Here is a 13,808-nt window from a genome sequence, read left to right on the forward strand (position 1 = left end):
GAACGGCGTGATCGGGCCTTGATGAGTTTCGCCGGGAAATGCTGCGGTCAGCTCACTCCAAAAATTATCTGTACTCTAAACTATCGGACTGAGAGCTTCTTGTTCTGATAAGACATCCAAAAACACGACAAGAGCCTTCTTCAAAGGACAAAAAGCCGCTATTCTCTCAAGGGGGGTGCTGCATCAATGGAATCACACGATAGTTCTCAGTACGCAACAATTGACAGTGCCGCATCCGATATTTCTGCTGCGCCCTGCATCGTTGCCGATGTCGCTCCCAGCTTTACGTATGGGTCCTATCAGAATGCGATACCGGTCATCCGCTCGATACGAATTGAGAACAACTCGACCTTTCATTTTGAAAACTGCCGCGTTGAGTTGACATCGTCACCGTCGTTCCTGCGGCCGAAGACATGGACGGTCGATCGGCTCATCCCTGGTGACAGCCTTCAGTTAAGCGACCGCAAGGTTGAGCTCGATGCCGGTTATCTCGCCGGCTTGAACGAGGCCGAACGCGGTGAGATCACGCTTCGCCTCAGCTCGGGGGGAAAGATTCTCGATGAAAGACGTCTGACAGTCAGACTGCTCGCTCGCGACGAGTGGGGTGGCGTCGCGGACATGGCTCAACTGCTGCCGGCATTCGCCATGCCGAATGATCCGGGCGTGGCGCAGATTCTGCGGGCCGCAGCGGAACGTCTTGCCGCACATGGTCACCCGAGTAGCTTGGACGGATATCAGTCCCAAAGTCCCCAGCGGACATACATGCTGACGGCGGCCATCTATTCGGCGATCGCCGGCATGGGATTGCACTATGCGGAGCCGCCGGCCAGCTTTGAGAGTCGCGGCCAGAAGATCAGGCGTCCGACGACGATCGCGCAGGAGTGCCTCGCGACTTGCCTCGACACCACCCTCCTGTTTGCCGCTGCCCTGGAGGCCGCCGGCTTGCACCCGGTCGTCTTGATGTTCGATGGGCATGCAGCGGTCGGCGTCTGGCTGGCCAAGAGAACCTTCGGCAATGCCATCGAGACGGATCAGATGGAGGTCCGCAAGGCATTGGCGTCCCGCGAATTCATCGCTTTCGAGACAACTGGCGTCACCCATCGACCTGCGCTCACGCTCGACGGCGCGCAAAGTGCGTTGAGCAACCGTCTGGCGGAGGACCAGGCACACGTCTTCGTGGCGGCTATAGACGTACGCCGCTCTCGCAGCGGCGGCATAACGCCGCTCGCTTCACACGAGCCGATCCGTCGCAATGTCGTCGAGGATGAGGCCGAGGTCGCCGCCGTTCTACCACTTCCCCCTGCCCCGGCCATTGGCGAACTGCCAGCCGAGACTATCGAGGTAAAGCCGACCAGTGCCGCTGGCCGTATCGAGCGCTGGCAGAAAAAGCTGCTCGACCTGACGCTGCGAAACCGGCTCCTCAATCTCCCGGATTCGAAGAAGACGATCCCGTTTCTGTGCACCGATGTGGCCTATCTGGAGGATCGGCTGGCAAACGGTGTCGCTATCCGTCTCATATCCCTGCCCGAACAGAATCCGTTGGGTGAGCGCGACGAGGTGCTTTACCGCGACGTTCACGGACGCGACCTTCAGCGCGGTTTCGCGGCGGAGGCTCTGCTCAGGGACGAGCTGCCCTCGACGCTGGACGCCCGTCAGTTGGACGCCAGGCTGATCGACCTGCATCGACAGGTCCGTAACGATTTCGCCGAGGGAGGGGCAAATACCTTATTCCTCGCCGTGGGCTTCCTGCGCTGGAAAAAGAAGCCGGACGATGAACGCAGCTATCGGGCACCACTGCTTCTTGTGCCGGCACGGCTTGAGCGCCGCAGTGCGACTTCGCGCTTCACGATCCGCTTCCATGAGGACGAGCCCCGTTTCAACGCAACGCTTCTTCAATTTCTGGAGCGGGACTTTGATCTGCGCCTTCCGCAGTTTGGCGGCGATCTGCCGCTGGACGACAATGGCATTGATGTGCCGCGGGTCCTCACCATGATGCGCCAGGCGGTGCGTGACGTTCCCGGGATGGAGGTGATCGACGAAACCGCGCTATCAACCTTTTCCTTCGCAAAATTCCTCATGTGGAAGGATCTGGTCGAGCGTACCGAGGCGCTGCGCCAAAACAGGGTCGTGCGCCACCTCATCGACACACCGGAGCAGGCCTTTCAGGCAGCAGATGGACAGTCGCCGTTTCGAGAAGAAAGTGACTTGGATCGCGCCTATGCGCCCTCAAGCATCATAAGCCTTCTGCCGTTGGATTCATCGCAGACGGCCGCAAGTCTCGCGGCTGCCGAGGGCCATGACTTCGTCATCGTGGGCCCCCCGGGAACGGGCAAGAGCCAGACCATCGCAAACATGATCGCCAACTGCCTGGGTGTGGGCAAGACCGTCCTTTTCGTGGCCGAGAAGACGGCCGCTCTCGACGTCGTCTATCGCCGGCTGCGGGAACATGGCCTGGGAAATCACTGTATCGAGCTGCATTCGAACAAGGCCGACCGCAGGCATTTTCTCGCGCAGTTGAAATCGTCCTGGGAGCATGGTGGGCGGGCGGACGCGTCCGAATGGGTCGCCATCAATGAGCGGCTGCGGGTGAGGCGCGACGAATTGAATGCCTATGTCGAGGCGCTTCACCAACGCTACGCAAATGGCTGGACACCCTATCTGGCATTGGGGATCGCCCTTAGATCGGCAGATGAGCCTGCGCCTGTGCTCACATGGCAGGCGCGCGATACGCACGACGCGCAAACACTCTTTGATCTGGAAGAGCTTGCCGCAGAAGTCGGCCTTGTCTTTGCTTCGGTCGACCGCGAGCCGGCACTCGACCTGATCGATGTTGGCGAGTGGAGCATCGGTTGGCAAGAAAACCTGCTTTCCGCGGCGAAATCGCTTCAGACTGCAATCGAACTTTTGATGAGCTCGATCAGGGACTACCTCGCCAGTCTGGGCCTCGGCGCCAAAGAGCCGGTGTCGCACGCAGTACTCAATTGCCTTGCAAGCCTGGCGGAGGTCCTGAGCCAAAGCCGAGGTCGCGACATCTCAATTGCCTTCGACCGGGACTTCGCTCAGTGCAGGACCGCCCTCGTGGATCTGGGACGTTCGATCGAAACCTATCGCGACGCTGAGCGCGGCCTTGCCGCTACCTATGGCGTTGATCGGGTTCGCGAGCTGGATCCCGACGGTCTGGACCGCCAATGGCGCGAAGCGAAGGCATCGTTCTGGCCGAACTCCATGCTTGGCAGGCGCAAGGTCCAGAAGCTTCTGCAGGGTTATGCCGACCTTGGCACCGCAGACCCCGGCCGCGACCTGTCGCCGCTGCAGCGCATGAAGCAGGCTCTCTTCGCCATCGACCAAAACCTGTTGGCTGGGAAGCCGCTACGGCTCGAGGGCCTGGCCACGGATGTCAAGGCAGTGACGGACATCCTGGAACTCGCCCAACGCCTTCGCGGTGCCCTGCGTATTCCCGGGTGCTCACAAGAGGAAATACGATCCGTGTTGCGTTCTGTTGCGCCGAGCCTTCGCGGCACGCTGGAAAATGACAGGGTACGCCAGGCAGGAGACCGGCTTCTCGCTGCCACGAAAAGTCTCGAGGTCGCGCGTCGGGTGTTCGGTGAGATTGCCGGGCGCGACACTCCCGACAGCGGTGACGGCGCCAGTCTTGCTGCACTCAAGACGAAGCTCGGTGCTCTGATAGGCGCGCGAAATCTGTTGCGCGACTGGTCGGCATGGTGTGGGGCCCGGAGCAGGGCAATCCGCCACAACCTTGCCCCTCTGGTCGAGCAGATCGAGACGGGAGCAATCCGCCCCGAGCATGCGCGTTCGGCGTTTCGGGTAGGCTATGCGCGATGGTGGCTCCCGAAGGTCCTTGATGAAGACCTTGTCTTGCGAAACTTCCGCAGGTTTCAACACGAGAACGCCATCAAGGAGTTCCGTGAGATCGACGATCTGGTGCGGTCGCACGCCACGCAGCGTGTCATCAGTTCGATCGCGCATGGCCTGCCGGCAGTCCAGGGTGTCTCTCGCAACTCGGAACTGGGCCTGCTGCGTCACCAGATGGAGCTTCAGCGGCCGAGCCAGTCGATCCGAGACATGATCGGCAAGATGCCGGAGTGCTTTTCCAAGCTTGCGCCCTGCATGTTGATGTCGCCGCTCTCCATTGCCCAGTATCTTCCTTCGAACCAGGCTCTGTTTGACGTGGTGATCTTCGACGAGGCTTCGCAGATTACCACTTGGGACGCGGTCGGCGCCATTGCCAGGGCGCGTCAGACAATCATCGTGGGCGATCCCAAGCAGCTGCCACCGACCAATTTCTTCGGACGCAACGAGGATGAGCAGGAGGTCGCCGACCACGAGAAGGACCTGGAAAGCATCCTGGACGAGGCAAGGGCGTCCGGCATTCCGGTGCGCGACCTGAGGTGGCATTACCGCAGCCGAAGCGAATCCCTGATCGCTTTCTCGAACCATCACTACTATCAGAACCGGCTGGTGACATTTCCGTCGCCAGCGGTCGAGGATCGCGCGGTGCGCCTGCGAAAGGTGCCGAATGGCATCTATGACCGTGGCAAGAGCCGTACGAACCGGATCGAGGCGGAAGCTGTGACGGCTGAAGCGGTCGCGCGGCTGAAGAGCTGGCTAAAACTCCCCGAAATCGGCCGGCCGACGCTTGGCGTGATTACCTTCAATGCCCAGCAACAGTCCTTGATCCTGGATCTGCTTGACGCAGCGCGTCGTGATCACCCGGAGCTCGAATGGTTCTTCGCCGAAGATCGCGTCGAGCCAACGATCGTCAAGAATCTCGAGAACGTGCAAGGCGACGAGAGGGATATCATCCTGTTCTCGATCACATTCTGGAAAGATGCCTCCGGAAAGCCCCCACCAATGGATTTCGGGGCACTGAACCGCGATGGGGGTGAGCGTCGCCTCAACGTCGCCGTGACGCGCGCGCGTCAGGAACTCATCGTCTTCTCCGGTTTCACGGCAGACCAGATCGACCCGGCCAGAAGCAAGGCGCTCGGCGTTCAGCATCTCAAGACGTACCTTGATTATGCCGAGAGAGGCGCTATCGCGCTGCCGGCCCAGGACATTGGCTCTGTCGGAGGTTTCGATTCTCCCTTCGAGGAAGCCGTGGCCACGCAGTTGGAACGAAGAGGATGGGTTGTCGTCCCGCAAGTCGGGATTTCCGGCTTCCGCATCGATCTCGCGATCCAGAACCCGGATTTGGCTGGCGCCTACCTTGCTGGGGTGGAATGCGATGGTGCGACCTATCACCGGTCGTCAACGGCAAGAGATCGCGACAAGATTCGCGAACAAGTGCTGAAGGGGCTGGGCTGGAACATCCTGCGCGTCTGGTCAACGGATTGGTGGTTCGACGCCAACGGATGCGCCGAACGGTTGCACACCAGCCTGGAAACCCTGCTGGAGGAGGGCCGGGCGAAACGCGCGACCGAAGAACCGAAGACTGAGTCTCACTGGGACATGGGGCGCCAGGTCAACCCGATCGACGAGAGTGCGCAAGACCACGCGAGGCCGATCGAAGAGCCTCCACTGCCGTGGACGGTTGCCGAAACCGAACTCGTATCGGTGAACATTCCCGCGGCTTCCAGCCACTCTGAGGGAACCCCACCATCAACGACGACCGGCCAGCATGCCATCGGCGCCGCGGAAGGGCGTTACGCAGTGGCCGATCTCACCGGTTTCCGCGCAGACCCCGAACAGTTCTTCAAATTTGGCTACCGAGCCACGCTGCATGGCATGATAGAAACCGTCATCGAAACTGAAAGTCCATTGCGAACAGATGTCCTCGCCCAACGGATTGCTCGGGTCCATGGTTGGCTCCGCACCGGTGGACGCATCCGCGAGAGGATCGACCTTCATTTGCGGGATCTGGACAGGACACAAGAGTCGAGCGGCGAGTTCATCTGGAAAAAGGGCAAGGTCTTGGACCTCCTGCCATATCGTCAACCGGTCGATGAGGAAGCGCGACGTTCGATTGCCGATATACCGCTGGCTGAACTTGCCTCGATGGTGATTGGCAACCCCGATCTTCTGGACATGCACGATCCCGCACGCGATCTAGCTCGTCTGCTTGGGGTAGAACGTCTTGCGGCGATCTCACGTGCACGCTTGGACGAGGCAATCGCCAGGGCCAAGCAGCATATCGTTCAGAGCGAATAGGAATGAGCAAACGATGTTATCGGGGGAAGTATGATGGCGGGGGCGCCGATTGATGACGTTATGGAATGGTCGCAGACGCTCTCATCTTGGAAGCAGGATGCCCTTCGCCGACTGGCGATCAGCAATGAGCTTATAGATGCTGACATTGACGCTCTGCTGGCTATGGTCAAGTCCGCGGCCGGCTTCAAACTCGCGGCTGGGCCGCAACCTGCCATACCGTTCACGAAAGCTCATTTTGGAAACGGGGAGCATCAGCCGATCGTCTTGACGCGCATCGCCAATGTCGAGAACGTGAATCGGCTGGTGCCCAAGGCATCTCTCGCCTTCTGCCCCAAGGCTCTGACGATCGTCTATGGCCGAAACGGAAGCGGCAAGAGCGGTTTCGTAAGGATCCTGCGCACAGCTTGTCGTACGCGCGTTGAGAATCCGGTCAAGCTCAAGGTTCTTGCTGACGTCTATGGCGGCACGCCCGGTCCGCAGACGGCCGAAATCGTGGTCAATGCCGGCGATGGTGAGGTGGTAATTCCTTGGTCGCCCGGTAAGGCGGCATCGCCGCAGCTCATGCAGGTTGCGGTCTTCGATACGGCATCCGCACAACTTTACGTCGATGGCGGAAATCAAATCCGCTTTCTACCCTTCGGACTGGCCCTTCCGCATCGGCTGAACGCCATCTGCATCACCCTGAAGGAGAAACTGGAGGCAGAACGGGCGGTAGCAGTCGGCAACAAGGTAGGCCTGACCTCGATCGTTTTCGCCGCTCAGCGCAATTGTAAGGCTCAGCTCTTTGACAAGCAGCTGAACAAGTTGACAACCGACGCCCAGATTGAGTCAGCAACGTCGTTCAGCAATGCCGATGAGCAGCGTATCGAAGAACTCACCGCTGCCCTTTCCGCAGGTGCTGCCGCCGCCGCTGACGTCAATGCGCTTTCGAAATGGACAGACGCCCTCCTGCTCGAATCCGAGGCCGTTGGATCGGCATTCACGGATGGCGCGTTGGAAAAACTTCGAAAACTCCGCTCAACAGCAGCTGCGGCACGCCAGGCGGCCACGGTGGCCGCCGGCGCGTTGTTCACCGACGAGCCCCTGTTAGGTGTCGGTGGTGATGCCTGGCGGTCGCTTTGGGCTGCGGCGCGTGACTACTCGGTGACGGAAGCCTACAAAGAGAAGACGTTCCCGGTTCTGATGGCAGATGGTGGGGCCGCGGCATGCGTGTTGTGCCAGCAGTCGCTTTTGCCGGAAGGTGCTGCTCGCATGCAGCGATTTCAGAAGTACATGGACGACATCCTTGATGCCGCGGCCAGGAAGGCGGAGCAAGCGGTCGAAGATGCACTGAGAGGTGTTCACGAGCTGATATGTCTTCGCGCCTCTGACTTTGCCGACCGCATCGAACAGGTCCGAAAGCGCGATGAGGCGCTGGCTGATGCGCTCGCGAACCTCCGGACATCAGCGGTTATACGGCGGGAAGAAGCGCTCGCGAAACAGGGGGGCGAAGAAAACGGGATGGTTCCTCCCCTCGTCGTGCCGATCGACGATCTGAAGGTTTTCGCGCTCAGACTGAAAGCCGAAAAGGATGGGCTGGCGCAGGCTGGCAATAGCGAAGAGCGGGCCAAGCTCGTGGCCGAGAAAGCAGAGCTCGAGGATCGGAAACTCTTGGCGGCCAATAAGTTGCTGCTCACCACCCGGCGGAACTTGCTCGTCGTTGATGATGGCTACACGAAGGCTCTCGCCAACGTTCAGACCCGGGGGATTACGCAGCGCGCGAATGAGCTTGTGGACGCTCATCTGACCACTGCGGTTGTCACACGCTTTGATGCCGAACGCGCACGCTTCGATATCATGCATCTCAACGTCGGTTTGGCACGCAAGAGCGGTCAGACCAAGGCGGAATTCGAGGTTGATCCCAGGACCAAGCTGACCAAGGTGACGTCGGAAATCCTGAGCGAGGGTGAGCAGCGTGCATTGGCTCTTGCTGGGTTCCTCACCGAAGTCGCCTTGACCGACGGTTCAGGACCGATTGTGATAGACGATCCCGTGTCGTCCCTCGATCGCGACAGAAGCGCCAAGGTGGCCGAGCGGATCGCGGAGGAGGCATCTCGGCGACAGGTAGTCGTGTTTACCCACGATATTGTCTTCTTTAACGAGCTGTCCCGCGCCGCTGACGAAGTGGGCATCGAGCCTGTGACGGTGGCACTGTTCAGCGACAAGTCTGCCGCTGGCAAAGTGGACACGGCAGGGATGCCGTGGAAGGGGCAAAACGTCGCCAAGCGCATCAGCCGATTGAAAAATGACGCCGCACCACTGCCCAAGCTGCATGCTGCGAGCCCGGCGGAATATGAATATCAGGTGAAGAACCTCTATGGCCGACTGCGCGACACTTATGAGCGCGTGGTGGAGGAAGTGATCTTCCGGGATATCGTGCGACGTGGAACTGATGTCATCCAGACCCAGTTGTTGCGCTACGTTCGCTTTCCTGACGCATTGGCAATCCGATTCCACGAGGGCATGACCCGCGCAAACACTCACAGCCATGACAATCCAGCGGCCGACACGGTAGCCGTTCCGCTTCCCAACGAATTCACCGAGCATATTTCTGAGCTCGAAGCCCTGATTGTTGATCTCAAGGCCGAGAGCGAGGCTGCAGAAGCAGATCGTCCGCAGATGAAACCTAAGAAGTAACGGCCTGCGCTGACGGGGTTCGAACTTGGACTCCGTCACTTCTCAGCGACAATGCTTGGGGGAGACTTCTGCCCGCGCGCTGAATTTTCCGCGCTGGGCGCGGATTTTTCGACACGACTTATCCACGCCGAACAGATCATTACATAGGTCACGATCAAGGTAACCTACTCTCTGCCGGGCGTGTTGTGTTTTCGACGGACGAAGCAGAGCAAGCGTTGGGTGTTACGCACGGCGGTGTCCTCAATCCGCCGAGCGCCTGCAGCGCCGCAAACATCTGCTCAGCCCCAGACAGGATCATACGCGATCTCGCGCAGGCTCCGCTCAGGCAGGTCCCTTCCCTCCACTCCCTCGTTTCCTTCGACGCCTCCACGGGTGCGATGAACCAGTCCGACTCCCGACCTCAGCTCGGACGCAGCTCTGGCATTCCGGCTATCGACCTGGCGGAGCGGCATCGTCTCGCGTACCAACGATGCCTTCGTGACCAAGGAACACAACGGTGGCCTCCGCGAACATCCACCTTTCGAGGCTCATTCCCGCACCCGGCATGGCTCCTGTCTACACTTCAGACCGCGTGTTGCCGCGACGCCCTCACCGCTTTGGCCGGCTGGGACTTGCACCCAGAAGCAATATCAGCTCTTTGCCTGACGTACTCCCAGGTTGCGGGGTAGCTTGGCGGCATTGGTCGCCGTGCCTTCCGGGATAGGCCGGGCTGATCGGCGCGCCGGCACTCCGGCCGGTGGAGAAGCTGGGCGAAAGGCTGTTTGGTGCGAGAACAGCGAAGCCCTCGATTCCCCCTATCGTCGGCATACTAGATTTGCGGCTTAATAACCTGCCCTATCCGTCTTATCCCCTCACGAAGGGAGGCGGGGACACTTGCGTATGTCAGCCGTAGGAACGAACCTTCAGGGTCGGCAGGAAACCATGCCCGACCGGCGCTGACGACGACGCCCTGCCGAGCCATTTCCGTCGCGAGCTCAATATCCGAGATGTGATCAGGCAGCCGCAGCCATAAATGCATGCCTCCAGTGGGTATCTGGAACGCAACGCAATTTCCCAGTTCCACGTGCAAAGCGCCGACAAGCGCGTCACGCCGCTCGATCAGAGCAGCGCGAATTGCACTAAGATGACGTTTCCAGCCTGGCGCGGAGACAACGGCCAAAGCTGCTGCCTGCAATGGACCAGAAACGAAAAAGTCGTCGCTGCCGCGAGCGGATCTCAACCGTGCCAGCGCCGCCCCGCGCGCCATGACGGCCGCGACCCTCAACCCAGGCGCAGCCGATTTGGCGAGAGAGCGGACATAGACAACATGACCATTCCGGTCGCCCGCCGCCAGCGGCGCTGGCGCGATACCTGTGAGGTGGAGATCGCGCGCCCAGTCATCCTCTACGATAAAGGCCCTCGCCTTTGCCGCAATGTCGAGGACAACGGCGCGCCGCTCAGTGGACATGACGATACCGGGCGGATTGGAGAAGGTCGGCTGACTATAGAAAACACGCGCTCCCGTTTGCCGGAAGGCGTCCGCCAGCAATTCCGGCCGAACCCCGTGTTCGTCCATTGCCACGGGGACCAGTAAAAGGCCCGCCGCACGGGCAGCCGAAATGGCACCCGTGTAGGTCGGCGTCTCGACAAGAATCGGACGTCCGGGAGGCACCAGCGCCCGAAAAATGGAGGCAATGGCGGCCTGCCCACCGCCATATATGATGACATCGTGGGGGGAGAACACTGCGCCATTTCCGATCTCGCGCGCGAACCACGTTCGCAAAGGTTCCAAGCCCTCGATCGGCAAGCGGTCCCAAAGCTCGGACCGTCCGGCAGCTTGGCGGAGCGCAGTCGCCAGGAGCCCTGACGCCTGAAGGTCGGGCGGCAGATAGCCCATGCTGAGGATGAGGCTGTCAGCCGGGGGCACTCTCAACAACTTGCCCAGGAAGCCGCTATCTCCGCGGGCGGCCCCAAGCGCTGCCGACTGCCACGAAAAATCGGACCCTTCGGACGCACTTTCCGGCGCTTCGCGAACAAAGGTTCCCTGGCCCGGGCGGGGCTCGATGAGGCCTTCAACGACGAGTTGGGCGAAGGCCCGCTCGACCGTCGCCGGGCTGACATGGTGCTCCTTGATCAGCGTTCGCACGGAAGGCAGGCGCGTACCCGGGCGAGCCAAGGCCACCGCATCACGTAGGGATTGAATAACGGCAAGGAGTCTGTTATCTGTTTTCATGAGATGTATGGATAACACTACTCGTGAAAAGACGGAAACGCTTTCGACATTAAAGCCCGTCACAGCCGACACGACCCAAAGCCTGCTCGACAGATTGCCGGCCAACGTCTTTGCCCCCTATCTCGTCACTGCCGTCGCACTTGCCATGGCCTACGGCTCAAGCTTTCTGCTGGCGGATAGCCTGCGCTCGGCTGGGTTTCAAGCATCGACGGCTGGGGCCGTAGTCAGCACAGGCACCGTAGCAACCCTGATCGGTTCCCTGTTCGCGGGACGGTTGGCCGAACGTACGGGCATATTGCCGTTGGTCGCCGTCTCCGCCCTGGTCATGGCGGCCGCCATGGGATGCTTCGCTCTGATCGGAACAGGCGGCCTGCTGCTCGCCTATGCTGGCGGCCTCTTGCTCGGCCTCGGCTGGGCGATCTTCTACATGCTGGCACCGATCCAACTCATCCACTGTCTCAAGCCTTCCGCACGCCTGGAAGCACTGACCCTCTTGTCGGGATCGCAGATGGTCGGCGTCGGCGGATCAGCGCCGCTTGGCCACTTGATCGCCGACCATCTTGGCGGCCCCAGCACTGCTTATGCATTTTATGCCGTCTTCTGCGCGATGGCTGCAGCCTTCGCCATTCTCATACAGAGGCGCTTGAGGGACCAGCCGCAACTGCCGATGGTAGCCGTGGCGTTATCCGTTCGGGCGACCCTGTCCATTCTGCGCGCGAAAACGGTCTTGCCAGTCATTATGATGAGCCTCGCCGCCTGCACATTCGCCGGCCTATCCACGTTTCAGAGCCTTTATGCCGGATCGCGCGGACTAACCCCGGATATCTTCTTCCTGACGTTCACCGTAACGACGGTGGCTTTGCGTTTTTCGGTCGCGTCGATGATTGGGAAACTCCCGCTCGAGCGTCTCGCGCTTGCCTTGTTTGTCACGACGCTTATCGGGATTGGGTTTCTGGTGGTGAACGCGGGAAGCCCGGTCTTGTATGTCCTTGCGACCGTTTTCTTTGCGACAGGCTATGGTCTCACCTATTCGACATTAAATGCGATGGTCGTGAACCTGGCGGGCGAGCGGGGCCTATCGATTCCGGTGGCCTCCCAGGTGTTCACGCTCGGACACTTCGTCGGCGCGTTCGGCTTCCCGTTCTTCGCGGGGAGTTTGATCGCTGCCTATAGCTTCGACGCCGCACTGATGGTGATGGCGGGGCTGGTGGTTACCAACATCGCAATTGCTAGCCGGATACCGTGGAGGCCAAGGATGGAAACCGAGACCATTTCGCGATTCCCCTGAGCTTTCCAGCCATCCCGGCAGTGCACAAACGCACGATACTAAAGAGCGATGAAGAAACTCGATCGTTGAAAGGCGTAATGCATGGAAATGCTCGATCTCATCGGTATCGGCGTCGGTCCGTTCAATCTCAGTCTGGCCGCACTGGCGCAGCCCACGCCACTACGCACTATGTTCTTCGAGAAGGAAGCTGGCTTCACGTGGCACCCCGGGTTGTTGCTTCCCAATAGCCGTCTGCAGGTATCTCCTCTGAAAGACTGCGTAACGCTTGCAGATCCCACCAGCCCATATTCGTTTCTCAATTATCTTTCGGTGCACGGACGGCTTTACAGCTTTATTAACCGGCGGCAAACGACTACGTCGCGCAGCGAGTTCACGCAGTATTATCAGTGGGTGGCACGGCAGTTACCCAATCTCAGGTTTGGCGAAGAGGTCACTGACATCGCCAAGATCGAGAAAGGTTACCGCGTGACGACGACCAAGGACCGTTATCTTGCACGCGCAGTTGCGATTGGCGTCGGGATAGTTCCAAAAATCCCAGAATGCGCCAGGCCCTGGCTCGGCAAGGATGTCTACCATGTGGCGAACTATCTGCACCGGTTACCTATCGGTATCGGTGAACGCGTCATGGTCGTCGGTGGCGGTCAGAGCGGGGCGGAGATCATCGAACATCTGCTCGGCAATCCAGCCATCGGCAAGATCACGTGGGTAACGTCGCGTGCGAATCTGTTCACGATGGATGATAGCGCCTTCGTAAACGAATCGTACATGCCGTCCTACAGCCTGCGCTTTCATGCGTTGCCGTTGAAAGAGCGCCGCAGCATCGTCGAAAACGAGAAGCTAACCAGCGATGGCATCTCGTCGGAGCTGAGCAACTGCATCTACAAGATGGTCTATGAACGCAGCGCAAGCGGCAATATCGACGATATCATCCAACTTCTGCCCGCTGTCGTTATGGAAGACCTCTTTCCCGAAGACCTCTCTCCCAATGTGCAATGCTGGCATGCGCTGCTCGCTTCACACAACACAGGCCAGCGGCGCGCCGTGGCGGTTGATCGCATCATCCTCGCCACCGGATTCCAGCCGCGCACTTTGCCTTTTATCGACACGCTGCTGGCCTCTGCCTGCATGGAAGAAGGCCTGCCGGTCGTGAGAGACGACTACGCCGTTAAATTTAAGGATAATATCTCTGGCAGCGTCTACTTGCAGAACAGGACTCTCTTCCAGAACGGTTTGCAGAGTGTAAATTTATCGCTGGTTGCCTTTCGAAACAGTCGCATCATTAACAGTATCATTGGCAAAGAATACTACACATACGCACCGGATCGACATCTCCTTAAGAGCCTGGGCGATCTTTCTGACGAGGAAGCGCAACAGAATCGCACAATTCCACCGCAACGGAATTCATCTGCGCCCGACAGCGTCGCTCCCCGTGCCAGCGTTGCCATTTCAGAGGACCCATAACCT

5 protein-coding genes are annotated in these 13,808 nt (G+C 59.7%); 4 read left to right on the forward strand and 1 reads right to left on the reverse strand.

The annotated features are described in order from the left end of the window. Window positions 1-186 precede the first annotated feature (186 nt). Together ABID19_RS32445 and ABID19_RS32450 are read left to right on the forward strand one after the other, a co-directional pair. The gene (locus tag ABID19_RS32445; RefSeq protein ID WP_263806803.1) at window positions 187-6,168 is read left to right on the forward strand and encodes a DUF3320 domain-containing protein; all 5,982 of its coding nucleotides are present in this window, start codon (window positions 187-189) and stop codon (window positions 6,166-6,168) included. 33 nt (window positions 6,169-6,201) lie between these two features. After that, window positions 6,202-8,844, forward strand: coding sequence for an AAA family ATPase (locus ABID19_RS32450; protein ID WP_263806802.1), 2,643 nt, complete (start codon window positions 6,202-6,204; stop codon window positions 8,842-8,844). A gap of 808 nt (window positions 8,845-9,652) precedes the next feature. Here ABID19_RS32450 and ABID19_RS32455 read toward each other — a convergent pair. Beyond that, entirely contained in the window at window positions 9,653-11,161 is a 1,509-nt protein-coding gene (locus ABID19_RS32455) for an aminotransferase-like domain-containing protein (protein ID WP_263806801.1), read from the reverse strand. Between ABID19_RS32455 and ABID19_RS32460 the strand changes: the two genes are divergently transcribed. Next, complete coding sequence (locus tag ABID19_RS32460; RefSeq protein ID WP_263806800.1) at window positions 11,151-12,344, forward strand: MFS transporter; 1,194 nt, start codon at window positions 11,151-11,153, stop codon at window positions 12,342-12,344. The two genes, ABID19_RS32455 and ABID19_RS32460, sit on opposite strands and share 11 nt — an antisense overlap. Before the next feature lie 81 nt (window positions 12,345-12,425). Further along, window positions 12,426-13,805, forward strand: coding sequence for a lysine N(6)-hydroxylase/L-ornithine N(5)-oxygenase family protein (locus ABID19_RS32465; protein ID WP_263806799.1), 1,380 nt, complete (start codon window positions 12,426-12,428; stop codon window positions 13,803-13,805). The last annotated feature ends 3 nt before the right edge of the window (window positions 13,806-13,808 follow it).

The organism is Mesorhizobium robiniae (assembly GCF_040545535.1).
Classification (GTDB): domain Bacteria; phylum Pseudomonadota; class Alphaproteobacteria; order Rhizobiales; family Rhizobiaceae; genus Mesorhizobium; species Mesorhizobium robiniae.

Excerpts from the sequence above, each read along its gene's own strand:
- ABID19_RS32445 (WP_263806803.1), top strand. The coding sequence starts at position 187 with ATGGAATCACACGATAGTTCTCAGTACGCAACAATTGACAGTGCCGCA.
- ABID19_RS32465 (WP_263806799.1), top strand. The coding sequence starts at position 12,426 with ATGGAAATGCTCGATCTCATCGGTATCGGCGTCGGTCCGTTCAATCTC.
- ABID19_RS32450 (WP_263806802.1), top strand. The coding sequence starts at position 6,202 with ATGGCGGGGGCGCCGATTGATGACGTTATGGAATGGTCGCAGACGCTC.